We start from the raw sequence: 26230 nt of genomic DNA, 5'->3' as shown, positions 1-26230 counted from the left end.
CCGGGTCGAAATCCCGTGGATTCCAACTAGACCAGCGAGGGCTGAAATTTGGACCGGCAATTCTGGACCTATCTCGGTTGGCGTGTGCTCCAGTCCCTGGTGATCATTGCCATCGTCATTGTCGGTTCCTTCCTGCTCCTGCATCTGGTGCCCGGCGACATGGTCGACGTGCTGGGCGGCCAGCGGGGCGACATGGATGCGGAGCTCATGGCCACGCTGCGCGAGCGCTATGGCCTCGACCAGCCCGTTCTCGTCCAGCTCCTGAATTATGTCGGCAGCGTCCTGCAGGGGGACCTCGGCTATTCCTATCGCAATGCGACGGATGTTCTTTCGCTGGTGCTGCAGCGCCTGCCCGCGACCATTCTTCTGGTGGTGTGCTCGGTCATCACGGCCGTCTTCTTCGGCACGATGGCCGGCGTCATCGCGGCGCGGCACGCGCACCGCCCCATCGACGTCATCATCTCGATGATCGTTCTCGTCTTCTATGCGACGCCGATCTTTCTTACCGGCCTCGGCCTCGTCATCGTCTTTTCGGTGAAGCTCAAACTGCTTCCCATCGGCGGTCTGATAACGCCGGGCGTCGACTTCAGTTTCCTGGAGCTGGTTGGCGATGTCGCCCTTCACCTGATCCTGCCCGTCTTCTCGCTGTCGCTCTTCTATATCGCGATCTATGCGCGGCTTGCGCGGGCATCGATGCTGCAGGTGCTGGATCAGGATTATATCCGCACCGCCTATGCAAAGGGGCTGAGCACTTACAACGTGATCATCGGCCATGCGCTGCGCAATGCGTTGTTGCCGGTCGTGACCATGGTGGGCCTGCAAATCGCCGAACTCTTCGGCGGAGCGGTTCTGACGGAAACGATCTTCAGCCTGCCGGGCGTCGGGCGCCTTGCCTATGACGCGGTGTTCGAGCGCGATTACCCGTTGATCCTCGGCGTTCTGCTGGTGTGCGCGTTCATCATCATCGTGGTCAATCTCATAATCGACATCATCTACACGCTGCTCGATCCGCGCGTGGAAATCAGCCGGTGACGGAGACGGAATGATGCTGCGCCGAGTCTTGCTTTCACCTGCCGGTATGATCGGTCTCGTAACCCTGCTCCTGATCGTCGGCATGGCGATCAGCGCTCCCTACCTGTTTCCCAAAGGTCCCTGGGCGCTTGTGGCCCGGCCCTATCTGTGGCCCGGATCGCGGCCGGGAATACCCTTCGGCACTGATGCGCTTGGCCGCGATATTCTGGCGGGCGTGTTCTACGGTTCACGGGTTTCGCTGCTGGTGGGCATCGTCGCAACCGTCTGTGCCCTGGTGGTGGGCATCACCGTGGGCGCAATCGCAGGCTATTTCGGGCGCGTGGCCGATGCGGTGCTGATGCGCATTACAGATGCATTCCAGACCATTCCCGGCTTTCTCTTCGCGGTGGTGCTGGTCTCCATCCTTTCGCCGTCGATCAGCACCATCATCTTTGCCATCGCCACCGTATCCTGGCCGCCCGTGGCGCGCCTGACGCGCGCCGAGGTGCTGCGGGTGCGCGAGAGTGAATACGTGCAGTCCTGCAAGATCATCGGGATGTCGGCGCCGCGCATCATCCTGACGCAGGTTCTGCCCAATTCCCTCTCTCCCGTCATCGTCGCAGCCGCTGTTCTCGTCGCGACGGCCATCATCACCGAAGCGGGGCTGTCATTCCTCGGGCTTGGCGATCCCAATGTGATGAGCTGGGGCACGCTCATCAATATCGGCCGCCCGTCAATCCGTTCGACGTGGTTCATCTGCATCATTCCGGGCCTGTTCGTGGTGCTGACGGTGCTGGCGCTGAACCTTCTGGGCGATGCGATCAACGACGCACTCAACCCGCATCTGAGGAAGCGCTGAGGATGAAGGCCATGCAAGAACAGGAACAGGGTGCGGCGCTGCTCGATGTGCGCAAGCTGTCTGTCCTTATCAAGCAATCCTCCAGACAGAAGGTCCGGGCGGTCGATGCGGTCAGCTTCAGCGTCGGGGTCGGCGAAACGCTCGCGCTGGTTGGGGAATCTGGTGCCGGCAAGTCACTGACGGCGATGGCGATCATGCGGCTGCACAAAGCGCAGTCGATGGGAGTGGAAGCCGATAGCATCCGGCTCGACGGGCAGGAACTGAGCACCCTGTCGGACAGGGAAATCCGCAAGATCCGCGGTTCCACCATGGCGATGATCTTTCAGGATCCGCTGTCCTCGCTGAACCCGGTCCTGACGGTGGAACGGCAGCTTGTCGAAGCGATCCGGCTTCACAACGACATGTCGGCGGCGGCTGCGCGGCAACGGGCGCTGGAGCTTCTCGACATGGTGCGCATACCAGCCGCAAAGTCTCGCCTCGGCGAATATTCGCACCGACTTTCCGGCGGCATGCGCCAGCGGGTAATGATCGCCATGGCCCTGGCGGGCAACCCCAAGCTCATTCTGGCCGATGAGCCCACCACGGCGCTTGACGTGACGATCTCGGCACAGATCCTCGATCTCCTGAGGGAACTCCAGACGGAACTGGGCGTGGGCATGCTTTTCATCACCCATGACCTGCACGCCGTGCGGTCCATCGCCCACCGTGTCGCGGTGATGTATTCGGGGCGCATCGTGGAAACGGGAAATGTGGAGGATGTGTTCTCCAGGCCCCATCATCCCTATACGGAGGGCCTTCTTGCAGCGCGCCCGCACGGGAGTTTCTCGCTCGACGGCCACAAGTTGCGCGAAATTCCCGGAACCGTGCCGTCGCCGGCAGATCGCCCGGCCGGCTGCGCCTTCGGTCCGCGCTGCAACCGCAGCCAGCCCGATTGCGAAAGCCAGCCGCCGAGCCTGCGGAATGAAACCGGCGCCCGAACGTCTTTCGCCTGCTATCATCCCTTGAAGGAGGTGCCAGCATGACCAAGCGTCTTGAAATCACGGATCTGGTCGCGGGGCACAAGACACGGCGTGGGGTTGTGCAGGCGGTCGCTGGTGTCAATCTCGAGATTGCGGCTGGCGAAACCCTTGGGCTTGTGGGCGAATCCGGCTGCGGCAAGTCCAGCCTGGCGCGCGCCGTGATCGGATTGAATACCCCCACTTCCGGGGCGCTCTCCATCAATGGCGATCCCATGGATATGCGCCGACGTGGCAACCATGCGCGCGACATTCAGATGGTGTTCCAGGACCCTTACGGTTCGCTCAATCCACGCCTGACCGTGCAGCAGCTCGTGGAGGAACCGCTGACGGTTCATCGCACGCGCAGCAAGGCGGAGCGCAAGACTTTCGTAAAGGCACTGCTCGACCGGGTGGGTATTCCAGAGGCGATGCATGACCGGCTTCCGCACCAGCTTTCCGGCGGTCAGCGGCAGCGTGTCGGCATTGCGAGGGCGCTCTCGCTCGAACCCAAAATCCTGATCTGCGACGAGCCGGTTTCGGCTCTCGATGTTTCCGTGCAGGCGCAGGTTCTCAACCTGCTCGTGGAATTGCAGCGCGAACAGAACCTGTCCTACCTGTTCATCTCCCACGATCTGGAAGTCGTGCGGTATGTCTCGCACTGGATCGCGGTCATGTATCTCGGCCGCATCGTGGAAATCGGGCCGGTGGAGGAGATCTGGTCATCGCCTCTGCATCCCTATACGCGGGCGCTGATGCAGACGACAGGCAACGACGCCATGGGCGAAGGCCCCGAGGTGAAGCTCAACAGCGAGCTTCCCAGCCCTCTGTCTCCGCCGAGCGGTTGCCGGTTCAGAACACGGTGCCCGCTGGCCATCGAAAAATGCGCGCAAGAGGTGCCCGACCTGCAGGAAAATGGTAAAGGCCATCAGGTTGCCTGCCACCGCGCCAAGGAGTGGTCAGCAACGGTGTCCGCCGCTGCGTGAGCTGGAGAAACAGAAATGAGCGCCGCCTCTAGAAAATCTCCCACCCTTTCCCATTGGGGAGCGTTCGACGCCCATACCGAAGGGGGACGGCTGGTCGGCGTTTCTCCCTTCTCCGAGGACCCGCACCCTTCGAAGCTGATCGAGGCATGGCCGGAGATGGTCTATGCGGATAACCGCGTGGCACGGCCTTCGGTGCGCAAGGGCTGGCTGGAAACCGTGGGCCGCGGCCTACCGCATCCCGGGAATGGGCGCGGTTCGGAACCTTTCGTGGAAGTGCCCTGGGACGAAGCGCTGGACATGGTGTCGGGCGAGCTTCAACGGGTGCGCAAGACGTTCGGCAACGCCTCCATCTTCGGCGGCTCCTACGGTTGGTCGAGCGCCGGGCGCATGCATCATGCACGTACACTCATTCATCGCTTTCTGGGCGCCATCGGCGGCTGCACGGGACAGGTGACCAATTACAGCTATGGTGCCGCGATGCGCCTTCTGCCGCATATTTTCGGCGACGATGCGACTGTGGCGGGCCCTGTAACCGATTGGGGCGCCATTCTCGAACATTGCCAGGAATTCGTGGCCTTTGGCGGCATCGCGGCCAAGAACTGGCAGATCCAATCGGGCGGTGCGGGACTGCATCTTTTCGACGATTTCATGCGCGATGCGGCCGCGCGCGGCATTCGCTTCACCAATGTCTCGCCGCTGCGCAGCGATACGGAAACCGTGATCGACGCCGAATGGCTGCAGATCAGGCCGGGAACGGACCAGGCCTTGATCCTGGCGCTTGCCTATGTGGTTCATGAGCGCGGCGCTACCGACACGGATTTCGTGGAGCGCTATTGCGTCGGCTTCGATCGCTTCGTCGATTATCTCAATGGCAGGAGCGACGGGACGGCAAAGACGCCGGATTGGGCTTCGCGTATTACGGGCATTCCTGCTGCACGGATCGTCGAGTTCGCGCAGCGCCTGATCGGCAAGCGGGTGATGCTGAGCGCGGCATGGTCGCTACAGCGGGCCGAACATGGCGAACAGCCCTATTGGGGGCTGGCGACGCTCGCGGCCATGCTTGGCCAGATCGGGCTTCCCGGCGGTGGCGTCGCCTATGGCTACGGTTCAATGAACGGAATGGGCAATCCGGTCTACCGGATGCCGATCTCGGGCCTGTCGGTCATCAAGCATGAGAACGATCTGAAGATTCCGGTCGCGCGAATTGCCGATCTCCTGCTGTCCCCCGGTGAAACGGCGGAATTCGACGGCCGCCGCTTCGTCTATCCCGATATCAAGCTCATCTATTGGGCCGGCGGCAATCCATTCCATCACCATCAGGACCTGTTCCGTCTTCGCGAGGCCTTCCAGCGGCCCGAAACGGTGATCGTGCACGAGCCTTGGTGGACGGCCACCGCAAGGCATGCCGATATCGTGCTGCCGGCGACCACGCCGCTCGAACGCAACGACGTCGGCGGTTCCTCACGCGATCCTTTCATCTTCGCCATGCACAAGGCCATCGAACCGGTGGGCGAGGCGCGCGACGATTATCGCATCTTCAGCGATCTCGCGGATCGTCTGGGCGATGGCGAGGCTTTTCACGAGAACCGTAGCGAAGAAGACTGGCTGCGCGACATCTATGCGCGGTTTTGCGAGCGCATGTCGGTGCGTGGCTTCAACCCGCCCGATTTCGACGCCTTCTGGCAGGCGGGGCATGTGCGCATTCCTGATCCGCAGAAGAATTATACGCTGTTCGAGGATTTCAGGGAGGATCCGGAAGCACACCGGCTTGCAACCCCTTCGGGCAAGATCGAGCTCTTCTCGCAGACGGTGGCCGATTTCGGCTATGACGAATGCCCCGGCATGGCCGTGTGGCGCGAGCCGTCCGAATGGCTGGGCAGCGATCTCGCGAACCGGTTCCCGCTGCACATGATTTCAAATCAGCCGCAGGACAAACTTCACAGCCAGATGGATGCAAGCCGACAAAGCCGCGACAACAAGGTGTGCGAGCGCGCCGGGCTTTACATGAACCCGCAGGATGCCGCCGCACGCGGGCTTGCCGAAGGTTCCGTGGTGAAAGTGTTTAACGAGCGGGGCGCCTGTCTCGCGGGGCTGCGCATCTCCGACGCCATCATGCCCGGTGTCGTGTGCCTGCCGACGGGTGCGACCTTCGAGCCGCTCGGCGACGGACGGTTGGAGAACCATGGCAATCCGAATGTCTTGACCAAGGATATCGGTACGTCGCGGCTGGGGCAGGGCTCGAGCGCGCAGACCTGCCTGGTGGAGGTCGAGCGATATGAGGGGGCGATAGAGCCGATCCGGGTTCTTGGCCAGCCGGAGTTCGTTGCCGCCTGACGGCCTTCAGCACCATTGAATAATCGGACCTTCAGGCGTCGGAGCCGCTGTGGTCGAGGCCCACATGGCTCTGGGCCAGTTCGGCAACCGTGATGGGGCGAGCGGGAAAGCGCAGGCTCGGCCGTTCGAAATTGAGGCCTGGCGCCTCTGCAGCAAGCGCGCTTGCAACCGAAACCGTGCATTGACGCCCCTGGCAGGGCCCCATGCCGCAGCGTGTCGCGGCCTTCAAAGAACGGGTTCCGTCCGCACCGGCAGCGATGGCGGCACGCACCGTTCCGAGGGACACTTCCTCGCAACGGCAGATGAGTGTTTCGTCGGGTGCCTGCCTTGGCAGAAGGGTGGGCGCATAATAACGGTCGATGAAACGCCGGGCCGTGCCAAGGTGCTTGCGTTCGGCGAGAAGCGGAGCGCTGGCGCAGGCATGGTGTTCGCCGTCGCAAAGCCCGAGCGCGTGTGCTGCATCGAGTGCAGCGAGACGGCCCGAAAGCATTGCCTGATACCCGCCAGCAATGGCCACGGAATCGCCCGCCACCCAGATATCCTTCGCTCCACTCAGTCCGCTCGTGCCTTCGGTTTCCGTCTCGTAGCACGACAGGGCCTGGTTCCAAGTGGTTTTACCACCCATCGACACCGCGAGATTGTCGTTCGGCACGACGCCGTCATGAAGGGCGATGAGGCTGGCCGGGATGATCCGGGCACGGCCGCGATGAATGAAGTGGATCGCTTCGGCACATTCCTCGCCAGCAATGCGCAGGCTGCTCGCACCGGCAAAGAACGGGACGCCGGAACGACGGATTCCCACCATCAGGCCCAGCCCTTTGCGCAGAAGCGGCAGGTCGCGGGCAAGGCCGGGCGTCAGGGGCAGGGCCCTGAAAAGCCGGGACGCCGGCGTTGTCTCTATGATCGCTGCGGGGCGTGCACCTGCCTCAATGAGTTGCAGGGCGCAAAGGAGGAGCAAGGGACCGTTGCCGGCAAGAACGAAGCGCCCGGCGGGAACAGCGCCGCTTCCCTTCATGAGAGACTGCAGGGCGCCCGCCGTGACCACGCCGGGCAGGGTGTGGCCGGGCACCATCATGGGGCGCTCCATGGAGCCGGTGGCCAGGATAAAGCCACGCGCCTTCACCTTGTCCGTTGCACCGCGCCTGCTGAAGTAGAGTTCATTGCCGTCGCGCGCCCAGACCGCAGCGTTAGCGATATGTGTGACGCCGCTCGACAGGAAACGTTCTGCGAGCGGACCTCCCCAGGCTTCATAGAATTCCGGTTTCGAGCGGGTGATGCCGCGCAATATCTGCCCGCCGATTGTCGGTTGATCGTCGAGTACCGCAACGGAGAGGCCAAGGGCTCGGGCTTCCACCGCAGCCGCCATGCCAGCGGGGCCGGCGCCAACAATGGCGATATCGAACACACCGCTCATGGAAGACCCCGGCGTATGCTCATGCCGTCGCAGACGGCTGTCAGGCAGGCCTGCACATTGGCCTTGCCGTCGATCTCCACGACGCATTCGAAACAGGCCCCCATCAGACAATAGGGACCGCGTTTGCGGCCGGACGGGGTGAGGCGGGTAACGGCCATATCGTGACGCAGGAGGCAGGCGGCGACGGTTTCGCCCTCGAAGGCTTCCACCGTGGCGCCGTCCACGATCAGCTGTACCCTTGGCCGGCTCTCGTCAATGGTGCGCAACAGCATCGAAACGCTCCGGCGAAAGGGTTGCTACGGCGCGCGGAAGGCAGTCGGCAGCAATGGCCGGCCCGATGATGTTGGCATGGACGGCGGTCAGCGTGATGCCGCTGTGGCAGGCAACCGCATAGGCCCCCGGACAATCGATGGAACGGGCATAGATGGGTTTCCCATCGACCGGCATGACGCGGATCGCGCCCCAGCTGCGCAGCACGCGGGCGCTCGCCAGGAAGGGGAATTCAGCCATGGCGCGCTGGGCATGAGAGGCCATCACAGGCAGGGTCGTGCCCGTTGCGGTCACATCCTCCTCGTGGCTGTTGCCGAATATCACACTGCCGCAACGGGCCTGCCTTATGGTCGGTGTCGGATAGTCGATGACACGCTTCATGCGCTCCGTGACCACGATCTGGCCGCGCACGGGCTTGAGAGGCACGGTCATGCCGGCGGTGGCGGCCAGTTTTTCTGTGGCAAGCCCCGCCGCGACGACGACGCGCTCTCCGCGCATCCTGAAATCCGCGCCCATCACGGTCAGATGAGAGCCTTCCATTCGAACGGCCTCGACACGACTATTGCGCCGAATGGTGACACCCAGCGCATCGCAGCGCTTTTTCAGCGCGCCCATGAGCATCAGCGGATTGACGTGACCGTCTGCGGGACACCAGCTCGCACCGAGTACATGCGGACTGACACCGGGCAAGCGGTCGCGCACGAAGGCGGCGTCGACGAATTCCACGTCGTTTTGCGTTCCAAGCTGTGCGGCCACCTGGTCCACCATGGCGCGGCGAGCGGCCAGTTCCGTTTCGTCCAGACACAGGCTCAGGCCGCCACGTCGTTCATATTCGACGTCGATGCCGGTCTGTTCGAGTAGGCGTTCGGAAAATTCCGGCCACATGGAAGCGGAGCGGCGCGACCAGAGCGCATAGGGCAGGTGATCGGCGCCCTTGCTCTGAACCCAGATCAGGCCGGCATTGCCATAGGAGGCGCGATTGTCCGCGTCACTACCGTCGAGAACGATGACTTCCATGTTGGATGAGGCCAGGCCGATCGCAATGGAAAGGCCGACGATCCCGCCGCCGATGACAATGCCACGACCCGCCAAAGGTCATGCCCCCCAAGGATAACGGTGGGGGGCGAGGCCCGCTGCCAGCCAGTCGACCATGGTCACGATGTCGAATACGGGAACCTGCAACCGTGCCGCAAGGGCAGCGGCATAGGGCGGCATGTTGGCGCATTCGAGCACGAGGGCCGCGACTTCCGGCTCGCGCGAGAGCAGGCGTTCGCCCGCTTCGAGCACTTCCGCCTGGAGCGCTTCCGGGTCGATAGGGGCGTTTTCGGCGATCATCTTCCAGAAGACGCCGTCGCGGGGCAAGCCTTCCATCGGTATCGTTTCGTTGATCCCTACCGATGCCAGATGGCGCGGTGTGAGACGTGAGGCATCCATGGTAAGCACACCGACCCTGCGGCCGCGCCCCAGAAGGCGGCGCGCGACGGGAACCTGCAACAGGCTCGATGTCGCCACGGGCACGGGAAGGGCCTCGGCAAGTTGCTCCTGATAGAGCGCAAGGAAGCCGCAAGTGGTGGTTATGGCGCTGCAACCGTCGCGGATCAGTTCGTGCCCCGCTTCGATGAATGCATCGAGCAGGCCTTCCGCCTGGCCGTCGATGACACGCAACGCGCTCGCATCGCGGACCGTCTTGTAGCGGACAGGAAAGTTCCATGTGGTGGCGTTGCCGGCGTCCCCCGGTATCCGCTCGAAGGCGGTGTCCAGGATGAGAATGCCGATGCAATGTTCCGACGTGCCGGTAATCATGGAACCGTGATCTCGAATAGAATGCGCCGACAGCGCGGGAAGAAAGGGCCGGGCTGGTATAAACCATCCCGGCAAATCGCCCAGGGCAGCGGGCGGTTACTCCGCCGCCATGCCGAGCGGCATGCCAGGGAGATTGTATTTTTCAAGAAGGCCGAGACGCCGGACGATTTCAACCCCGCGCTCAAGTGCCGGGCCCTGAAGCGCGGTCAATGGACGCCGCAGGTCGCCGGAAGGCAGGCCGATGGCCCGCATCAGGGATTTCACGGCAACCGGGTTCGTGGCCGAATAGGTATAGTGCAGAAGCGGCAGGAGACGCAGATAGTTCCTGCGGAATTCCATGCCGTCGCTGTCTTCTTTCCAGGGCTTGGAAAGCGCGGCGATCTCGGCGGGAGCGATGTTGCCGGTCATGTTCGCCGTACCGTGGCCGCCGAGCGTCATGGTGGGGACGACAAGGCCGAGATTGGGAGAATCGCAGCACATCACCGAAACGTCCGGCTCTGCGGCGAGAATCTGACCCACCTGGCCGACGCGCGTGGTCGATTCCTTGTGAACCACATAATTCGGATGCTTGAACAGCCGCAGCAGCGCCTCGTGGCCCAGATCGGTCTTCACGCGCGGCGGATTGTTGTAGATGCCCATCGGCAGTTCGATGGAATCGGCGGCTTCAAGGAAATAGGCCTCGATGTCAGCTTCGGACGCGCAGATGTAGGCGGGGGCGGAGAGGATCGCGCCATCGGCGCCTTCGGCCTTGGCATAATGCAGCATCTCGATCGTGCTGGCGGTGTCGCCGCCGGTGCAGCCATAGAAATGCTTCATGCCGCCGGATTTCATCCTGGCCGTGCGCGTGATGATCTCGCGGCGCTCTTCCAGGCTGAGCATGGAAATCTCGCTCGTCGACCCGAGAAGGAAGACGGCCGATGTGCCGTTGTCGCGCTGGAACTTCAGAAGTTCCTCGAACGCGGCGAAGTCCACTGTGCCGTCCTGATTGAACGGGGTGATCATGGCTACGAAGGAGCCTTCGATCCGCATTTTCGTCATCGCGATTGCTTCCTCTCTGTGGTCCGGAGGGCCGGCCTTATGGTCTCATCTTCTTAATTGAAACGTACATTTGAAATGATCGTTCGTCAACTCTGGCGGCGGCTGCGTGAATGCCCGTCCGTACAGATCAAATATCGTGCAGCAGGGGCTCCAAGACATTGTTTTCCACTGCGAAAGTGGCGTCTGGACGGTTAATTTCCGTAATGATTTGATCGACTCGCATGTCAACATTAGGTTGCGCCGGCTGTTATCGTTCCCGCTGGCAATCGTTTCTGTCGGCAATTGTTCCCGGTTGTGCAGACTGACGAGGTTGATGAGATGAGTGGGGCTTCGCGCAGGAAAAGCAGTCTTACCCGACGTACCCTGCTTGTTGGCGGTTCGGCCATCGCGGGCGCCGTGGCGGGTCGGTATTTGCTGAAACCCTCCAATGACCCCGGTCCGCTTTTCCCGGCAGAGGCGCGGGCTGGCGAGGGGCGTGCGCTTCTCAACGATGCAAGCGAGCTTTGCCCGACCCCGGTTGCGCGCCACATCACCATTACGCAAAGGCCGGAGCAGGCCATTGTCGAAGCGATCCGATCAGCGATGGCGGAGGCCAAGACGGCCGGGCATTCCTTCATTGCCAGCGCAGCCCGTCATTCCATGGGCGCGCAGAGCCTTGCGCGCAACGGTTCCGTGCTGACGCTCGATCAGGAATGGCTGGAAGCGGACACGGCCGCTCGTACCTACCGGGTTGCGGCGGGCGCGCGCTGGTCCACAATCATCTCCAGGCTCGATGCCATCGGTTTTTCGCCGGCGGTCATGCAGTCCAACAATGATTTCGGCGTGGCGAGTACTTTCGCGGTCAATGCGCATGGCTGGCCGGTTCCGTTCAGCGGGTGCGGATCGACCGTTCGTTCGATCCGCATGCTCATGGCGGATGGCGCGCTCGTCGATTGTTCACGCACGAGCAATTCCGAACTCTTCAATTTGGCGATGGGCGGTTACGGGCTTTTCGGGGTCATTACGGAGATGGAGCTCGACATGGTGCCGAACGCACTGCTCGAGCCGCGTTTCGAGCGGTTGCCGGGAACCGCGCTCGGCGCGCGTTTCGCCGAGGTGCTGGCTGGCGATCCTTCCATCCAGATGGCCTATGGACGCATGGATATCTCGCTCGACCGGTTTTTCGACGACGCCCTGTTGATCACCTATCGCCCTGCAGACGACCAGAGCGCCATTCCCGAGGCGGAAGGCTCGGGCTTTGCCAGCCGTGTGGCACGCGATATCTTCCGCGCCCAGCTCGGCTCGGATGGGGTCAAGCATTTCCGCTGGTGGACCGAGGCGGCACTCAATCCGCGCATCGCGGGGATGGCCACCCGCAACAGCCTGATGAACGAGCCCGTCGTCACGCTCGACGACCGCGATCCGTCGCGCACCGACATCCTGCACGAATATTTCGTTGCACCGGCACGCTTTGCGGAGTTCGTGGAAGCCTGCAAGGCCGTTATCCCGGCTTCCTACCAGCAGCTTCTCAATATCACGCTTCGCTACGTCAATACGGACAGGGAGAGCGTGCTTGCCTATGCGGGCGAGCCGCGTATCGCCGCCGTCATGCTTTTCTCCCAGGAAAAGACGGTGCGCGGCGAGGCGGATATGGCGCGCATGACCGAGGCGCTGATCGAGCGCGTCATCGCTATCGGCGGCAGCTATTATCTGCCTTATCGCCCGCATGCCCGGCTCGATCAGTTCGAGCGGGCCTATCCACGCGCGAAAGCCTTCGTTGCTGGAAAGAAGGAAGCCGATCCCGGGCTCCTTTTCCGGAATGGACTGTGGGACAATTATCTATCGAGGATTTGAGGAAAGCCATGTCCAGGTTGCGACTTATATCGGGGCTCTACGCGCTGGCGCTGCTCGGCGCGGCGGCCCTCAACTATGTTCCCGGCCTGACCGATGCGCAGGGCAGGGCCTTTGGCATTTTTGCGCTTGATATCTATGACGACAGCCTGCATCTGGCGTCTGCGCTGTGGGCGGGAATTGCTGCTCTGCTTTCTGCGCGTGCGGCACGCAATTTCCTTTTCTATTTCGGCATCCTTTATTTCAGCGACGGGCTGCTGGGCCTTGTCACGGGGTCGGGGTATCTCGATCTCGGTATTGTCAACTACGGCATCGTGGATCTGCCGCTCGGCTTCAAGATATTGGCAAATCTGCCGCATCTCTTCCTTGGCGGTGTTGCCATTGTTTCCAGCTATCTTTTTGCCCGAGAAGCGCCCTGATGCGGCGTTTCCTGAAATGGGTGGGCGGTGGGCTCGTCGCCCTGCTTCTTCTGGTCGTCGCGCTGTTGAGCCCGGCCGCCTATGTGGAAGCGTTTTGCCATGCCGAGCCGCCCACACAGGATTATGCGCCACTGATCTCGTCGCCGGAGCGGCAACGGCGCGAGGCAAACACCTATCTGACCTATCCCGAGTGGCACATCGTCTATGCCTATGACGGGCTTGCCGAAGCGCTGAAGAACGGCGACGAGCACGGTTTTGACTATTGGGAGAGCATTCGCGATTTCTGGAAAGCGGACTGTGCCCTGATGCGTGTCGCCGATGCCCATGGCGGTGCTGACAGCGCGACACGTATGACCATTGCCACCATCGGCGTGAGCTTCACTCTGGAGATGGGGCTGAAGGCTGCCTATGAGGAAACGCTTGGCCGCTTCTTCGCCTTTCTTCGCGGGGCGGAAAAGACGCCGCAGGATGTGGTGGCGCGTGACATGGCTGCCGATTATGCAGCCTTCCTGCGCCAGGTGCCCTGGTACAAATATGATTTTGCCAAGGCCGTGGACGATCTGTGGTCCGCGCCAATGCCTTCGCTCCTGCGGGGTTGGGAACGCCGTCTTGCCCTTGGTGGCGAATGGAAGGCCAAGATCGCCTATGCAGGTGCAATCGCGAGTGCGGTGGAAGCCACGGGCGAGGCGAAACTCACTATCTTCAGCGTGGTATCGGGCCTGTCCAGGCAGACACTTGAAGGTATTTCCGATGTGACCGTGGTCGAGGAACTGCCGCAGGGATTCTTGATCGAGAGCCCGCGCTATGATCGTTTCACCCACATTCTTTCCGAGATCGCGAAGGCTGGCGGTAGCATTGAGGAAATCGCCGGCAATGACGATGTCATGGTCAGCTTTACGGTGGCTCCCGATGCTGCCGTGACGGGCTTGCCGAAGGGGCAAACGATTGCCCGCTTTGCACGTGCCGGGTTTGGCAATGGGCGGGTGCTGCTTTCGGTGAAAGTGAAGGATCTCGGTGATATGATGCGTGCGGTGCCGGTTGCGGACCCCGGTATCGAACATGTTTTCGATTACTGAGGTGGCTTCGGCCGCCAAGAGACAAGTCGGATGCCGGGATTTTCAGCCATTGCGAGGGGAGTTGGGATAACGGCGGGCCTGATGGCGGGCATCGTGGCGATGTTCGCCATTGTCTTTGCCGTGACAGGGCAAGCTCCGGCGGCGTTGGTTGTGGGACCGCCAGCCGGTTCGCCGGCGAATTTGCCCGCCGATGTCAGCATCCTGCGCTGGGAAGGGCACTATGCCGTGGTTGTCAGCGACAGGCCAGACTATGTGCGCAGGCTTTATGCGTCCGGCGCGCTTCTTGTTCTGCCCTTTCGTAAGAATGGCTGTCTGGCGCTTTCGCAGGAAATAACGCTTCCCGCCGGCTTCTGACCTTTTTCAACTTTCCTCAGGCGTGCCCGGCCTGAAGCGCGATGGGGGCAATCGGGCTTGCCGTTTCGGGTTCCGGCTGGTGGCCGCGAAGATAGAGCGCGCAGGTTGTGCGCAGCATGGAAGCGAAGTTCGGAATCGCACCATTGGCCTCGAGCGCTTCATCGTAGAGTGTCGAGATGAAACGTGGGGTCGACATGTTCTGCGAGGCGGCGATTTCATCCAGAAGCTCCCAGAACGCCGCCTCAAGCTGAATGCTGGTGGAGTGGCCGCCGATCCGCAGCGAGCGGTTGATCTGCTTGTAGCCTTGCGGATCCTGTTCAGCGAAAACCTTGCACATCTGGTCGAACTCCTCCTCTGACGCGCGCAGCGCCACGCGATTCCACGGCCCTGCACACTGATACGGCCTTATCACTTTCGATGCGTGGTAGCCCGTTGCCACCACAAGCCTGCATCAACAGCCATAATCACCGACATCATCGCGAACCGCAAGCCGGCGAGCCATATCGGCGCGCCGGACAGAGAAGATACGGAGGCGTTTTGGCCAAGTGCATTCACACCATGATCCGCGTTCTGGACGAGGCGAGGTCGGTTTCCTTTTATCGGACGGCATTCGGCCTGGAGATTGCGGACCGCTTCGATTTCGACGGGTTTACGCTGGTCTATCTGCGCAATGACGAAGCCGATTTCGAGGTTGAACTGACCATCAACAAGGGGCGTAGCGAAGCCTATGAGCTTGGCGACGGCTATGGGCATCTGGCTGTTGCCGTGGACAATCTCGATGCCGAGCATGCCCGTTTCAAGGAAGCCGGCCTTGAGCCGCGCGACATTGTCGCCTTTGAGCGTGAGGGTGCGCTTCTTGCCCGCTTCTTCTTCGTCGCCGACCCGGATGGCTACAAGATCGAGGTGTTGCAGAAGCACGGCCGCTATCGCTAGCGCATTGGCCCGAGAATCGAGAGCGATTTTCGGTAAGCGCGATGCGCGGCGCTGCCGCGAGAATATCTGTTGGCGCCTTTCCCTAGGAGGAGGGTGGCGCCAACAGCCAGCAACGGGCGCTGCCAGGCGCTTCAGCAAGCAAGGGAGGAAGACATGACCACAGTCTATGAAGCAAAGCCGCGCGGCCTTTCGCGCCGTGACGTGCTCCGGCGCGGCGGCAAGGCCGGTCTCGGCGCGATGCTGGTGATCAGCGGCAGCGCCGTTATCAGCCCGCAATTCGCCTGGGGGCTGGAGACGAGCGGGCTTGCGCCTGAAACAGTCGCCACGCTTATCCAGATGGCGCGGGACATTTATCCCCACGATCACATCGAGGACCGCTTCTACGCCATTGCCGTCAAGTCCTATGACGAGCAGGCCGGCAAGGATGCCACGTTCAGGGAGATGGTCGAGGGAGGTGTCGCCGATCTCGACAAGCGGGCCGGCACAGGCGGTTATCGCGGGCTCGGTTGGGAAGACGACCGCGTCGATATCCTGCGCCAGATCGAAACGTCGCCTTTCTTCCAGACCGTGCGGGGCGGGCTCGTGACCGGTCTCTACAATCAGAAGGAGGTATGGCCGCTGTTCGGCTACGAGGGCGAATCCTATTCGAAGGGTGGTTACATCAACCGCGGCTTCGATGACATCGAGTGGCTGTAGTCAGCCTGATTTCTGGAACATCGACGTAACGGGAGGAAATTATGGCTGCACCTTATGACCTTAACGACGACGGCGTCGTCGTCATCATCGGATCGGGCGCCGGCGGCGGCACTCTGGGCAACGAGCTGGCACAGAAGGGCATCGACGTGGTGATCCTGGAGGCCGGCAAACGCATCGAATACGAGGATTTCATCAATGACGAATGGGAGAGTTTCGGCCAACTCTCCTGGGGTGACAAGCGCACGACCTCGGGCGATTGGCGTGTTGCACGGGACTTTCCGAACCTTCCGGCCTGGATCGTGAAGGCTGTGGGTGGAACCACGACCCATTGGGCGGGCGCATCGCTGCGTTTTCAGGAACATGAGTTCCATACGCTCAGCCATTACGGCAAGGTGGACGGCGCGAACCTTCTCGACTGGCCGATCACGCTCTCCGAACTCGAGCCCTATTACGCCAAGGCCGAAGACAAGATGGGGGTGACCCGCACCAACGGGATCGCAGGGCTTCCGGGCAACAACAATTTCAAGGTGTTGAAGGCCGGTGCGGACAAGCTCGGCTACAAGGAATGCCACACCGGCAACATGGCGATCAATTCCGACTTCCGTGATGATCGCATGGCCTGCCAGCAGACGGGGTTCTGTTTCCAGGGCTGCAAATGGGGCGCCAAATGGTCGACGCTCTACACGGAAATTCCGAAGGGCGAGGCGACCGGCAAGCTGGAGGTGCGGCCGCAGTCCATGGCGCTGAAAATCGAGCATGACGACAGCGGCAAGGTGACCGGCGTGCTTTATGCCGATAAGGACGGCAATCAGCATTTCCAGAAGGCGCGGCTTGTCTGCGTGGCCTGCAATTCCATCGAAAGCCCGCGCCTGTTGCTGAACTCGGCATCCTCAATGTTCCCGGACGGAATGGCCAACTCATCCGGTCAGGTGGGGCGCAATTATTTGCGTCATACGACCGGGTCGGTTTATGCCGTGTTCGACAAGCCGGTTCACATGTATCGCGGTACGACCATGGCAGGCATCATCCGGGATGAGGCAAGGCATGACCCGTCGCGCGGGTTCGTCGGTGGCTATGAGCTTGAAACCCTGTCGCTCGGCATTCCGTTCATGGCCGCATTCCTCGATCCGGGCGGTTGGGGCCGCTCCTTCACCTCGGCTCTCGATAACTACGCCAACATGGCCGGTTTGTGGATCGTTGGTGAGGACATGCCCCAGGAGAAGAACCGCATCACGCTGCATGCGGACATGAAGGATGAACACGGGATGCCGATCCCGGACGTCTATTTCGATGACCATCCGAACGATGTCGCAATGCGCAACCATGCCTATGCGCAAAGCCGCGCTCTCTATGAAGCCGTGGGGGCGATCCGCACGTTTCCGACGCCGCCTTATCCCTCGACCCACAATCTGGGCACCAACCGGATGAGCGAAAAGGCCTCCGATGGCGTCGTGAACAAACATGGGCAGACGCATGACATCGCGAATCTGTTCGTGTCTGACGGCAGCCAGTTCACGACGGGCGGGGCGGAAAATCCGACACTGACCATTGTTTCGCTGGCGATCCGTCAGGCCGATTACATCGCACAGGAGATGGCGGCCGGCACGATCTGATCGGGTTGCGCCAAAAGATGCCAGGAAGAGGGGCTTCGGCCCCTCTTTTTTTACGCAGGTTGACCGCGTATTTCTTAACGCAGGTTGACCGCATAGTGGATGTCGTCGGTCAGACAGCGCGATATGCGCAGTTCCACCGCGCGCCCTTCCAGGTCGCGGGCGATGCGGTGGATGCGAAGGAGAGGCGTTCCCGGTTCGCAAGCCAGCAGGCGGGCATCGGCGGGTTCTGCAAGCACCGCCTTCAGGCGCTCCTCGGCCTGGGCGATGGTGATGCCCCAGCGCATCGAAAAGAGCTGGTAGATGTTGTTGGGGATCTGGCCGAGATCGGGAAAATCCGGAAACCGGTCCGAGGGCAGGCAGATCGTCTCAACCAGGATGCAGCGCTCTGCCAGATGGCGCAGGCGCTGGATGCGCCACAACGGGGCGCCCGGCTCGATCTCGAGTGCGGTCGCCTCGCTTTCGCTCGCCCCGCTTTCCTCGCACTCGATCACCGAGGACTGTGGAAAAGCCGAAGGACCATCGTCGGGCACAAGGCGAAAGAACTGGAAAAGAATGCGCGAATCTTCGGGTTCCGCGACGAAGGTTCCCTTGCCCTGCTTGCGCACCAAAAGGTTGTCCGCCGTCATCGTGTCGAGAGCCTTGCGAACAGTGCCCTGACTGACCTGAAGCTGGCGCGCGAGCTCCATTTCGCTTGGAATCACCATGCCCGGCGCCCAGCTCCCATCAACCAGATGGCGAACCAGCTGGTCGCGGATGTGCATATAGAGGGGCTTGTATTCCATGGGTCTGCTCTCTTCCAACGCGGCTTCTCCCAACCCTTTTAGCACCAGCGCTGCAGAATCCTTAGCGCAGGCCTGTTGACATTTCCACTCTCTTCTATCTTATATCTTATATAAGACTTGGGTGAAGGAAGCCCGGTCTCTTTGGCCACCGTTCGAGAGGAGAGCATTCGTGACCATTCCCCACCTGCTTGTTCATGAAAAAAAGGACAATGTCGGTGTCGTCGTTGTCGAGAACCTGAAGGCAGGCACCAACATGCTTTGCGTCGTGACGCACGACAATTCGAGCTTCGAGATGCCGGTTCATGACGACGTACCCATCGGCCACAAGGTCGCGCTGAGCGACGTGAAGGCCGGCGACACCGCCATCAAATACGGCGAGGACATCGGCAAGTTCGTCGCTGACGTGAAGAAGGGCGGCCACGTGCATGTCCACAATCTCAAGACGAAGCGCTGGTAGGCCGGGGAGACTGTAGAAATGGCGTCGAAATACGGAAATCTTACCTTCAAGGGCTATCGCCGCGACAATGGCCGGGTGGGCGTGCGCAATCACGTCGTCATCCTGCCGGTCGACGATATCTCGAACGCGGCTTGCGAGGCTGTGGCCAACAACATCAAGGGCACCATCGCGCTGCCGCACGCCTATGGCCGTCTGCAGTTCGGCGAGGATCTGGAATTGCATTTCCGCACGATCATCGGCACTGGTGCGAACCCGAATGTCGCAGCCGTGATCGTGATCGGCATCGAACCGGGCTGGACCAAGCGCATCGCCGACGGCATTGCCGAGACCGGTAAGCCCGTCGCCGCCTTCTCGATCGAGCAGAACGGCGATCTGAAGACCATTATGGACGCGTCGCGCAAGGCCAAGGAATTCGTGCACTACGCTTCCGAGTTGCAGCGCGAGGAATGCCCGATCTCGGAATTGTGGGTCTCCACCAAATGCGGTGAGAGCGACACAACCACCGGTCTCGGCTCCTGCCCGACCGTCGGCAACATGTATGACAAGCTGCTGCCGGAAGGCATCTATGGCTGCTTTGGCGAGACGTCGGAAATCACTGGCGCCGAGCATATCTGCAAGGACCGCGCCATCAATCCGGAAGTCGGCGAGCGCTGGTACAAGATGTGGAAGGCCTATCAGGACGACGTCATCTTTGCCCACCAGACCGACGACCTTTCCGAAAGCCAGCCGACCAAGGGCAATATCGAGGGTGGCCTGACCACCATCGAGGAAAAGGCTCTGGGCAATCTGGAAAAGATCGGCCGCACCTCGCGTTATATCGACATTCTGGAGCCGGCCGAAGCTCCGAAGTCGGGCAGGGGCCTCTACTTCATGGACAGTTCTTCGGCTGCCGCGGAATGCGTGACGCTGATGGCTGCCGGTGGCTATGTGGTGCACACCTTCCCGACGGGCCAGGGCAACGTGATCGGCAATCCGATCGTTCCGGTCATCAAGATCACGGCGAACCCGCGCACCGTGCGCACCATGGGCGAGCATGTGGATGTTGACGTGTCGGGCATCCTGCGTCGCGACATGACCATCGACGAAGCCGGCGACGCGCTGATCGACATGATCGTGCGGACCTCGAACGGTCGCAGCACGGCTGCCGAAGCGCTCGGTCATCGCGAGTTCGTGATGACGAAGCTCTATCGCAGCGCCTGATTTACCCCACGCAGGGCCCCGCCACGTGCGGGGCTCTGTTTGTCTTGCGGACCCAGGGAGGAACGGGTTCTCCAGACGGAACGGAGTGAGACATCATCAAGTCATTCAATGGGAGGAATGCAATGCTGAAGAAACTCAAACTTCTTGCGGCCACCGCCGTTCTCACTGTTGCGGCGGGGACCGCAATGGCGTTTCTTGCGGCGGGGACCGCAATGGCGTTCCCGGACAAACCGGTCAATTACATCATCCCCTTCAACGCAGGTGGCGAAAGCGATGTTTCCGCGCGTCTCCAGCAGCCTTATTTCAAGAAGCTCACCGGGCAGGACCTGATCATCCAGTACCAGGCCGGCGCCGGCGGGGCCCAGGCATGGTCCGTGCTCAACGATCAGGTCGGCGACGGCTACACGATCATGGGCACCAACCTGCCGCATATCATCCTTCAGCCACTGTTGCAGGATCCGGGCTACAAGACCGACGACATCACCAACATCTATATGTTCCACTTCACGCCGGACGCGCTTCTGGTGCGCGCCGACAGCAAGTTCGAGACCGTCCAGCAGGTGATCGATGCGGCCAAGGCCGCACCGGGTTCACTGACCGTCGGGGGCGTCGCCACCAACACCGCCAACCACATCGCCAACCAGCTCTTCACCAATCTGACCGGTGCGCAGCTCACCTACATCCCCTACACGGGAACGGGTGCCACGACACCGGCACTGCTCGGCGGTGAGGTGGATCTGTTGTGGGGCTACACCACAGTTGCAGCGGGACAGGGCGACAAGGTGCGCATGCTGGCCGTGGCGCAGGATGAGCGTCATCCGCTTTTCCCCGATGTGCCCACCTTCAAGGAACTCGGCATCGACATGACCGGCGGGGCCTATCGCGGCATCGCCGTTCCGAGCTCGACGCCGGAGGATGTGCGCAAGGAGCTGTCCGACATCATTGGAAAGATCAATGCCGATCCCGAGTTCATCAAGGAGATGGAACAGGCGGGCTTTGCCATGCTCAACGTGCCCTATGACAAGGTCGGCGCGTTCATGGAAGAGCGCAAGAAACTCTATGAGGACATCGCGCGTCAGCTCGGATCGCTGAAGTAGCATCGCTGCCGGCGATCCTGTGGGATCGCCGGCTCCCTCTGTTTCGGCGTTTTCAGGGAGCTTGCCTTGGCTTTCGACTTCGGCTTCGTTCTTTCCCAGGCGTTCAGCCCTTTCAATCTTCTTCTGGCGCTTGTCGGTGTGGTGCTCGGCACGGTCATCGGCGCCTTGCCCGGCCTTTCGGCGACGATGGCGATCGCGGTCCTCGTGCCGTTCACCTTCGCGATGGATCCGGCATCCGGCCTGATCATGCTTGGGGCGATCTATACGGGCGCGATCTATGGTGGCGCCTATGCGGCGATCCTCGTCAATACGCCGGGAACACCATCGGCCATTGCAACCACGTTCGACGGCTATCCCATGGCCAAGCGCGGCGATGGCGACCTCGCCATGACGCTGGCAACGCTGGCGAGCGTGGTGGGCGGTGTCGTCGGCGCGATCTTCTTGATGACGCTCTCGCCGCTTCTGGCGAACATCGCGCTCGCCTTCCAGTCGAGCGAATATTTCTGGCTTGCCATTCTCGGCCTCACGCTGATCGCCAGCCTTTCCACGGGCAATGTGCTGAAAGGATTGATCGGCGGGGCCTTCGGCCTCGTCCTGTCGATGATCGGTGTTGCCGTCATCGGCGGTGACATACGTTTCACCTTCGGCTCCTCGGCGCTTCTGGGCGGCATCGATATCGTTTCTGCGTTGATCGGCCTCTACTGCATTCCGGTGCTGATCGATCTTGTCGCGCGTCCCGACCGGCATCTGGAGCCGGCGCCGCTTGGCCGCGGCTTTCGGCTTTTCGAGGCGCTTGGCCTGTGTGCCCAGAATGCCTTCAATCTGTTGCGCTCGTCGGTGATCGGCACGCTGATCGGCATCCTGCCGGGAGCGGGCGGGTCCATCGCCTCACTGGTTTCCTATTCGGAAGCCAGGCGCTCCAGCCGACATCCGGAGCGTTTCGGGAAAGGCGAACCCGCTGGCATCATGGCGACGGAGAGCGCCAACAACGCTACGGTGGGCGGCGGCTTCATTCCCACACTGGTGCTCGGCATTCCCGGCACGCCGCCTGATGCCGTGATCCTCGGCGCCCTTCTGGTGCAGGGCATCCGCACCGGGCCTGAGCTCTTCACGCAGCAGAGCGGCATCGTCTACATCTTCATGTTCGGGCTTCTTATCGCGACCGTCATGATGTTGCCGCTTGGCCTGCTGATCGGCCGCTATGCCTATCGCTTCATCGTCAACACGCCGAAAGCGCTCCTCGTCCCGCTGATCGCTTTCATGACCGTAGTCGGAAGCTTCGCCATTCATTCGAACCCGCATGATGTGGTTGTGATGGTGTCGATGGGCGTTCTGGGCTGGCTTCTGGGGCTCGCAGGTTATGGCCCGTCTCCGATCGTTCTGGGGCTTGTCCTCGGCCAGATCGCCGAGCAGGGTTTCATGCGCGCCTATATGATCGGTGGGGCCCGGGACAATTTCTGGGGTCAGCTCCTGTTTGATCGGCCTATCAGCTGGGGCATTGTCGCGCTGATCGTCGTTACGCTCGGCCTGCCGCTGCTGCGCCAGTTTCGCAAATCCGGAAACGGGGTGAAGCCATGAACGGTCAGAAAGACATTGCAGGCGCCGTCGGCTCCGCCTTCTTTGCTGCAATCGGGGCGGCGGTTTTCATCGCGAGCCTCAATATGTCGCCGCTTGCGGCAATGTTTCCACGCACCATCGGGGCTGCCATGGCGGTTCTGGCGCTGCTTCACATCGTGATGGCGCTCACCGGGCGCAGCGGCGAGGCGGTCGAAAAGGGATCGAGCGTGAGCGAGCAGGCCGAAGGGCTCGGGCGCCGCATGACGCTGCTCTTCACGATGATCGCCTGGGCACTGCTCTTCCCGGTGATCGGCATGTTCGTGACCAGTCTGGCCGCCTGCGCCATCCTGATGTTCACCGGCCTGTTCGGGCGGACATCGCCCTATCGCCTGGCGCTCTATCTCGCCGCGGTTCTGGCGATGGTGGTCTGCTTCTATTTCCTGATGGGCAATGTGCTCAATATTCCCATGCCCAGAGGCCTTCTTTTCTGACGTTCAACACCAACGGATCAAAATGCACGACATCATCATATCCGAGTTCATGGATCAGGCGGCGGTCGACCTCCTCGCCCGTGACTTCAAGACCCACTACGATCCCGATCTGGTGGACAAGCCAGAGGAACTGGCGAAGCTGGCTGCATCAGCCCGCTCGCTGATCGTTCGCAACCGCACGCAGGTGCGCGGTGCACTGCTTGAAGGTGCGGGAAGCCTTGAGTGTGTGGGGCGTCTGGGCGTCGGCCTCGACAATATCGACGTCGATGCATGCAAGGCGAGGGGCGTTGCAGTTTTCCCGGCGACGGGTGCCAATGACCTTTCGGTCGCCGAATATGTCATTGCGACCGCGATGATGCTCTTGCGCCGGGCCTATCTTTCCACCGACCGCGTGATCGCGGGCGAATGGCCGCGCAACGCGTTGATCGGCGGCGAGCTTTCGGGGCGGGTTATGGGGCTGGTGGGCTTCGGCGCCATTGCACGCGAGGTCGCGCGCCGTGCGGGCGCGCTCGGCATGCCGGTGATCGCTTTCGATCCATTTCTGCCCGCCGATCATGCCGCCTGGAAAGGCGTGGGCAATCGTTCGCTGGATGCACTTCTGACGGAGGCCGATGTGGTCAGTCTGCACACACCGCTGACGACGGAGACCCGGCACATGATCGATGGCAAGGTGCTGGAACTGATGAAGGACAGCGCCGTGCTCATCAATGCGGCGCGTGGGGGCGTGGTGGACGAGGACGCGCTTTGCGCCGCCTTGAAGGCAGGCAAGCTCGCAGGAGCAGCACTCGACGTGTTCGAGAAGGAGCCGCTCGATGCGGAGAGCGGCAGGCGCTTCGCCGGCATCGGCAATCTCGTTTTGACGCCGCATATCGCTGGTGTCACGGAAGAATCGAATGTCCGCGTCAGCCGGGTCACGGCCGAGGCGGTGCTCAAGCATTTAAGGGGAAATTCATGAGCAGGCATCTTTCGGTCGACGAGGCCGTCGCGCTGGCGTCCGATACGCTGGTTCGCTGCAAGACGAGTGCCGGCAATGCGGTGTCGGTGGCTCGGGCGCTCATCGGCGCAGAGCTTGCGGGGCAGGCGGGACATGGGTTGCGCCGCATGCCGTCCTATTGTGCGCAATCGCTTTCGGGCAAGGTCGATGGCAAGGCCAAGCCGACTGCCGTCAATCACCGCCCCGGCGCACTGTCGGTGGATGGGGCCTATGGTTTTGCCTATCCGGCCATCGATCTGGCGCTCGACTGGCTGCCGGATGCCGCGCGCTCGCAGGGTATTGCCATGGCGGGCATCCACCGTTCGCACCATTGCGGTGTGGCCGGCCTCATCGTGGAGCGGCTGGCGGAAAAGGGACTCGTGGCGCTCCTTGTCGCCAACGCGCCGGCGGCCATGGCGCCATGGGGCGGCAAGCGGCCTCTGTTCGGCACCGACCCGATAGCCTTTGCCGCGCCGCTCGGCGACGCCGATCCGGTGGTGATCGATATCTCGCTCTCGAAGGTTGCCCGCGGCAAGATCATGGCCGCGCATCAGCAGGGCAAGTCCATTCCCGAGGGGTGGGCGCTCGATCCGGATGGCAATCCGACGACCGATCCCGCTCAGGGCATGGCCGGCACGATGGTGCCCATGGGAGACGCCAAGGGAACTGCGTTGGCGATCATGGTGGAGATGCTGTGCGCCGGCCTGACGGGCGCGAACTACGCCTATGATGCCTCCTCGTTCTTCGACGGCGAGGGCACGCCGCCGGGAACGGGCCAGCTCATCATCGCCATGGATCCGGAAGCCTTCGGCCCGGGGGCGATTGAGCGTTTTGCCGTTCTGGCAAGCGCCATCGAAGGTATGGAAGGTACGCGCCTTCCCGGCCGCCGCCGGCAGAAGCTGAAGGCTGACATGATCGCCAACGGTATTCCCGTGGACGATGCGCTTCTGGCTCAAATCGAGGCGCTTGGCCGATAGGCCGGGAAGAATTGCGGAACAAGATCATGCGCATTCCCGCTCTGCCTGCCGCGCAGGACCAGATCAGCTTCATCAGGAGCATTGCGCCCGGCGTGATGTTCGCCGTGGTGCTGGCTCTTGCGGCCAACTTCCTTGCTGAACATTACACCGCTCCGGTCATGCTCTTCGCGCTGCTGCTCGGCATGGCCTTCAATTTCATGTCGAGCGAGCCGCGCAGTGCGGCCGGCATCGCCTTTGCGTCCAAATCCCTGTTGCGTTTCGGCGTCGGGCTTCTGGGTGCGCGCATCACCTTCGAGCAGATCGGCTCCCTGGGGCTTCGTCCCATCATCCTCGTGCTGATCTGTGTGGCGGCGACAATCGGCTTCGGCTTCCTGATGGCGCGGCTGTTTCGTCGGCACTGGACTTTCGGTTTGCTGACGGGCGGGGCGGTGGCGATCTGCGGGGCATCGGCCGCGCTTGCCATCTCGGCGGTGCTGCCCAATCGGCCGGACCGTGAACAGAACACGCTTTTTACCGTGATAGCGGTGACGGGGCTCTCCACGCTCGCCATGATCGTCTATCCGATCCTGTTTTCGGCGCTTGGCTTCGGCGAGCACGAGATCGGCATCATGATCGGCGCAACCATTCACGATGTGGCGCAGGTGGTGGGGGCAGGCTATGCGGTCTCGGAGGAAGCGGGCGACATCGCCACTTTCGTCAAGCTCCTGCGGGTTGCTCTCCTGCCCGTCGTGGTGATCGGCATCATGCTCGTCTCCATGCGCGGCGAGGCGCAGGGCAAGGTTTCGCTGCCGTCCTTCGTACTGCTTTTCGCTGGGCTGGTGGTGGCCAACAGCATCGGCCTCATTCCGCCGGTGGTGGCGAGTTTCCTGTCCGAACTCTCGCGCTGGCTCCTGATCACGGCAATCGCAGCACTGGGGGCGCGTACAGCGCTCAAGGATATGTTTGCGCTTGGCGCGGGGCATATCAGCGTTGTGGTCTCGATCACCGTTTTCCTGATGTTGTTGGCGATCGTGCTCGTCAATTACATCTAGATCAGTTCATCTCCCAGCTTTTCCGCATTTGTGC

27 protein-coding genes are annotated in these 26230 nt (G+C 61.9%); 20 read left to right on the top strand and 7 right to left on the bottom strand.

Features of this window, described 5'->3' with window-relative positions; genetic code table 11:
- Positions 1-48 precede the first annotated feature (48 nt).
- From NA8A_RS15045 to NA8A_RS15025, 5 genes are read left to right on the top strand one after another with little or no spacing between them, the layout of a single operon-like run.
- The gene (locus NA8A_RS15045; RefSeq protein ID WP_009451186.1) at positions 49-1032 is read left to right on the top strand and encodes an ABC transporter permease; all 984 of its coding nucleotides are present in this window, start codon (positions 49-51) and stop codon (positions 1030-1032) included.
- A gap of 10 nt (positions 1033-1042) precedes the next feature.
- Positions 1043-1870, top strand: coding sequence for an ABC transporter permease (locus NA8A_RS15040; RefSeq protein WP_009451185.1), 828 nt, complete (start codon positions 1043-1045; stop codon positions 1868-1870).
- Positions 1871-1872: 2 nt separating this feature from the next.
- Positions 1873-2892 carry an ABC transporter ATP-binding protein gene (locus NA8A_RS15035; RefSeq protein ID WP_009451184.1) on the top strand — a complete coding sequence of 340 codons (1020 nt, stop codon included), beginning with the start codon at positions 1873-1875 and terminating at the stop codon, positions 2890-2892.
- Positions 2889-3851: an ABC transporter ATP-binding protein gene (locus NA8A_RS15030; protein ID WP_009451183.1), complete on the top strand. Its 963-nt coding sequence runs from the start codon at positions 2889-2891 to the stop codon at positions 3849-3851. The genes NA8A_RS15035 and NA8A_RS15030 overlap by 4 nt, the downstream gene beginning before the upstream one ends.
- A 15-nt stretch (positions 3852-3866) precedes the next feature.
- Complete coding sequence (locus NA8A_RS15025) at positions 3867-6185, top strand: molybdopterin-dependent oxidoreductase (protein WP_009451182.1); 2319 nt, start codon at positions 3867-3869, stop codon at positions 6183-6185.
- 31 nt (positions 6186-6216) lie between these two features.
- Here the strand turns inward: NA8A_RS15025 and NA8A_RS15020 are convergent, their stop codons facing one another.
- From NA8A_RS15020 to NA8A_RS15000, 5 genes are all read right to left on the bottom strand, one after another.
- Entirely contained in the window at positions 6217-7599 is a 1383-nt protein-coding gene (locus tag NA8A_RS15020; protein ID WP_009451181.1) for an FAD-dependent oxidoreductase, read from the bottom strand.
- Positions 7596-7871 (bottom strand): (2Fe-2S)-binding protein, encoded by a 276-nt coding sequence (locus tag NA8A_RS15015; RefSeq protein ID WP_009451180.1) that lies wholly within the window; start codon positions 7869-7871, stop codon positions 7596-7598. The genes NA8A_RS15020 and NA8A_RS15015 overlap by 4 nt, the downstream gene beginning before the upstream one ends.
- On the bottom strand, positions 7852-8961 hold the full coding sequence (locus NA8A_RS15010; RefSeq protein ID WP_009451179.1) for an NAD(P)/FAD-dependent oxidoreductase: 1110 nt from the start codon (positions 8959-8961) through the stop codon (positions 7852-7854). Before NA8A_RS15010 ends, NA8A_RS15015 begins: the two co-directional genes overlap by 20 nt.
- Before the next feature lie 3 nt (positions 8962-8964).
- The gene (locus tag NA8A_RS15005; protein ID WP_009451178.1) at positions 8965-9672 is read right to left on the bottom strand and encodes an aspartate/glutamate racemase family protein; all 708 of its coding nucleotides are present in this window, start codon (positions 9670-9672) and stop codon (positions 8965-8967) included.
- 96 nt (positions 9673-9768) lie between these two features.
- Entirely contained in the window at positions 9769-10710 is a 942-nt protein-coding gene (locus tag NA8A_RS15000) for a 4-hydroxy-tetrahydrodipicolinate synthase family protein (protein ID WP_009451177.1), read from the bottom strand.
- A 318-nt stretch (positions 10711-11028) separates the two neighbouring features.
- Between NA8A_RS15000 and NA8A_RS14995 the strand changes: the two genes are divergently transcribed.
- The 4 genes from NA8A_RS14995 to NA8A_RS14980 are packed head-to-tail and all read left to right on the top strand — an operon-like array spanning position 11029 to position 14389.
- On the top strand, positions 11029-12543 hold the full coding sequence (locus NA8A_RS14995) for an FAD-binding oxidoreductase (RefSeq protein WP_009451176.1): 1515 nt from the start codon (positions 11029-11031) through the stop codon (positions 12541-12543).
- An 8-nt stretch (positions 12544-12551) separates the two neighbouring features.
- Positions 12552-12959 carry a hypothetical protein gene (locus NA8A_RS14990; protein ID WP_009451175.1) on the top strand — a complete coding sequence of 136 codons (408 nt, stop codon included), beginning with the start codon at positions 12552-12554 and terminating at the stop codon, positions 12957-12959.
- Positions 12959-14035 carry a hypothetical protein gene (locus tag NA8A_RS14985; RefSeq protein WP_009451174.1) on the top strand — a complete coding sequence of 359 codons (1077 nt, stop codon included), beginning with the start codon at positions 12959-12961 and terminating at the stop codon, positions 14033-14035. The genes NA8A_RS14990 and NA8A_RS14985 overlap by 1 nt, the downstream gene beginning before the upstream one ends.
- 30 nt (positions 14036-14065) lie before the next feature.
- A complete protein-coding gene (locus NA8A_RS14980) occupies positions 14066-14389 on the top strand; it encodes a hypothetical protein (protein WP_040672719.1) in 324 nt (107 codons plus the stop codon).
- 16 nt (positions 14390-14405) lie between these two features.
- Here the strand turns inward: NA8A_RS14980 and NA8A_RS14975 are convergent, their stop codons facing one another.
- Complete coding sequence (locus NA8A_RS14975; RefSeq protein ID WP_009451172.1) at positions 14406-14726, bottom strand: ribbon-helix-helix domain-containing protein; 321 nt, start codon at positions 14724-14726, stop codon at positions 14406-14408.
- 200 nt (positions 14727-14926) lie between these two features.
- Here NA8A_RS14975 and NA8A_RS14970 point away from each other — a divergent pair, with 200 nt between their 5' ends.
- The 3 genes from NA8A_RS14970 (at position 14927) to NA8A_RS14960 (ending at position 17631) form a co-directional block, all read left to right on the top strand.
- On the top strand, positions 14927-15322 hold the full coding sequence (locus tag NA8A_RS14970; protein WP_009451171.1) for a VOC family protein: 396 nt from the start codon (positions 14927-14929) through the stop codon (positions 15320-15322).
- 153 nt (positions 15323-15475) lie between these two features.
- Positions 15476-16018, top strand: coding sequence for a hypothetical protein (locus NA8A_RS14965; protein WP_009451170.1), 543 nt, complete (start codon positions 15476-15478; stop codon positions 16016-16018).
- Between the two features lie 41 nt (positions 16019-16059).
- Positions 16060-17631, top strand: coding sequence for a GMC family oxidoreductase (locus tag NA8A_RS14960; protein WP_009451169.1), 1572 nt, complete (start codon positions 16060-16062; stop codon positions 17629-17631).
- Positions 17632-17705: 74 nt separating this feature from the next.
- On the opposite strand, the gene NA8A_RS14955 is transcribed toward NA8A_RS14960, so the two are convergent.
- Positions 17706-18413 carry a GntR family transcriptional regulator gene (locus NA8A_RS14955; protein ID WP_009451168.1) on the bottom strand — a complete coding sequence of 236 codons (708 nt, stop codon included), beginning with the start codon at positions 18411-18413 and terminating at the stop codon, positions 17706-17708.
- A gap of 169 nt (positions 18414-18582) precedes the next feature.
- Here NA8A_RS14955 and NA8A_RS14950 point away from each other — a divergent pair, with 169 nt between their 5' ends.
- From NA8A_RS14950 to NA8A_RS14915, 8 genes are all read left to right on the top strand, one after another.
- On the top strand, positions 18583-18870 hold the full coding sequence (locus NA8A_RS14950; protein WP_009451167.1) for a UxaA family hydrolase: 288 nt from the start codon (positions 18583-18585) through the stop codon (positions 18868-18870).
- A gap of 18 nt (positions 18871-18888) precedes the next feature.
- Positions 18889-20070, top strand: a complete 1182-nt coding sequence (locus NA8A_RS14945; RefSeq protein ID WP_009451166.1) for a UxaA family hydrolase — start codon at positions 18889-18891, stop codon at positions 20068-20070.
- Between the two features lie 122 nt (positions 20071-20192).
- On the top strand, positions 20193-21167 hold the full coding sequence (locus tag NA8A_RS14940; RefSeq protein ID WP_009451165.1) for a tripartite tricarboxylate transporter substrate binding protein: 975 nt from the start codon (positions 20193-20195) through the stop codon (positions 21165-21167).
- 66 nt (positions 21168-21233) lie between these two features.
- Positions 21234-22745 (top strand): tripartite tricarboxylate transporter permease, encoded by a 1512-nt coding sequence (locus tag NA8A_RS14935; protein WP_040672717.1) that lies wholly within the window; start codon positions 21234-21236, stop codon positions 22743-22745.
- Complete coding sequence (locus NA8A_RS24925) at positions 22742-23215, top strand: tripartite tricarboxylate transporter TctB family protein (RefSeq protein ID WP_040672715.1); 474 nt, start codon at positions 22742-22744, stop codon at positions 23213-23215. Before NA8A_RS14935 ends, NA8A_RS24925 begins: the two co-directional genes overlap by 4 nt.
- A 22-nt stretch (positions 23216-23237) precedes the next feature.
- Positions 23238-24170, top strand: coding sequence for a hydroxyacid dehydrogenase (locus NA8A_RS14925; RefSeq protein ID WP_009451164.1), 933 nt, complete (start codon positions 23238-23240; stop codon positions 24168-24170).
- The gene (locus NA8A_RS14920; RefSeq protein WP_009451163.1) at positions 24167-25165 is read left to right on the top strand and encodes an Ldh family oxidoreductase; all 999 of its coding nucleotides are present in this window, start codon (positions 24167-24169) and stop codon (positions 25163-25165) included. The genes NA8A_RS14925 and NA8A_RS14920 overlap by 4 nt, the downstream gene beginning before the upstream one ends.
- 26 nt (positions 25166-25191) lie before the next feature.
- A complete protein-coding gene (locus NA8A_RS14915; RefSeq protein ID WP_040672757.1) occupies positions 25192-26196 on the top strand; it encodes a YeiH family protein in 1005 nt (334 codons plus the stop codon).
- Positions 26197-26230 lie beyond the last annotated feature (34 nt).

This window comes from Nitratireductor indicus C115 (genome assembly GCF_000300515.1).
GTDB classification, from domain to species: domain Bacteria; phylum Pseudomonadota; class Alphaproteobacteria; order Rhizobiales; family Rhizobiaceae; genus Nitratireductor; species Nitratireductor indicus.
This window is presented reverse-complemented; position numbering and strand designations above follow the sequence as displayed.

Excerpts from the sequence above, each read along its gene's own strand:
- NA8A_RS15040 (WP_009451185.1), top strand. The coding sequence starts at position 1,043 with ATGATGCTGCGCCGAGTCTTGCTTTCACCTGCCGGTATGATCGGTCTC.
- NA8A_RS15035 (WP_009451184.1), top strand. The coding sequence starts at position 1,873 with ATGAAGGCCATGCAAGAACAGGAACAGGGTGCGGCGCTGCTCGATGTG.
- NA8A_RS15030 (WP_009451183.1), top strand. The coding sequence starts at position 2,889 with ATGACCAAGCGTCTTGAAATCACGGATCTGGTCGCGGGGCACAAGACA.
- NA8A_RS15025 (WP_009451182.1), top strand. The coding sequence starts at position 3,867 with ATGAGCGCCGCCTCTAGAAAATCTCCCACCCTTTCCCATTGGGGAGCG.
- NA8A_RS15020 (WP_009451181.1), bottom strand. The coding sequence starts at position 7,599 with ATGAGCGGTGTGTTCGATATCGCCATTGTTGGCGCCGGCCCCGCTGGC.
- NA8A_RS15015 (WP_009451180.1), bottom strand. The coding sequence starts at position 7,871 with ATGCTGTTGCGCACCATTGACGAGAGCCGGCCAAGGGTACAGCTGATC.
- NA8A_RS15005 (WP_009451178.1), bottom strand. The coding sequence starts at position 9,672 with ATGATTACCGGCACGTCGGAACATTGCATCGGCATTCTCATCCTGGAC.
- NA8A_RS15000 (WP_009451177.1), bottom strand. The coding sequence starts at position 10,710 with ATGACGAAAATGCGGATCGAAGGCTCCTTCGTAGCCATGATCACCCCG.
- NA8A_RS14995 (WP_009451176.1), top strand. The coding sequence starts at position 11,029 with ATGAGTGGGGCTTCGCGCAGGAAAAGCAGTCTTACCCGACGTACCCTG.
- NA8A_RS14990 (WP_009451175.1), top strand. The coding sequence starts at position 12,552 with ATGTCCAGGTTGCGACTTATATCGGGGCTCTACGCGCTGGCGCTGCTC.
- NA8A_RS14985 (WP_009451174.1), top strand. The coding sequence starts at position 12,959 with ATGCGGCGTTTCCTGAAATGGGTGGGCGGTGGGCTCGTCGCCCTGCTT.
- NA8A_RS14980 (WP_040672719.1), top strand. The coding sequence starts at position 14,066 with ATGCCGGGATTTTCAGCCATTGCGAGGGGAGTTGGGATAACGGCGGGC.
- NA8A_RS14975 (WP_009451172.1), bottom strand. The coding sequence starts at position 14,726 with ATGTGCAAGGTTTTCGCTGAACAGGATCCGCAAGGCTACAAGCAGATC.
- NA8A_RS14965 (WP_009451170.1), top strand. The coding sequence starts at position 15,476 with ATGACCACAGTCTATGAAGCAAAGCCGCGCGGCCTTTCGCGCCGTGAC.
- NA8A_RS14960 (WP_009451169.1), top strand. The coding sequence starts at position 16,060 with ATGGCTGCACCTTATGACCTTAACGACGACGGCGTCGTCGTCATCATC.
- NA8A_RS14955 (WP_009451168.1), bottom strand. The coding sequence starts at position 18,413 with ATGGAATACAAGCCCCTCTATATGCACATCCGCGACCAGCTGGTTCGC.
- NA8A_RS14945 (WP_009451166.1), top strand. The coding sequence starts at position 18,889 with ATGGCGTCGAAATACGGAAATCTTACCTTCAAGGGCTATCGCCGCGAC.
- NA8A_RS14940 (WP_009451165.1), top strand. The coding sequence starts at position 20,193 with ATGCTGAAGAAACTCAAACTTCTTGCGGCCACCGCCGTTCTCACTGTT.
- NA8A_RS24925 (WP_040672715.1), top strand. The coding sequence starts at position 22,742 with ATGAACGGTCAGAAAGACATTGCAGGCGCCGTCGGCTCCGCCTTCTTT.
- NA8A_RS14925 (WP_009451164.1), top strand. The coding sequence starts at position 23,238 with ATGCACGACATCATCATATCCGAGTTCATGGATCAGGCGGCGGTCGAC.
- NA8A_RS14920 (WP_009451163.1), top strand. The coding sequence starts at position 24,167 with ATGAGCAGGCATCTTTCGGTCGACGAGGCCGTCGCGCTGGCGTCCGAT.
- NA8A_RS14915 (WP_040672757.1), top strand. The coding sequence starts at position 25,192 with ATGCGCATTCCCGCTCTGCCTGCCGCGCAGGACCAGATCAGCTTCATC.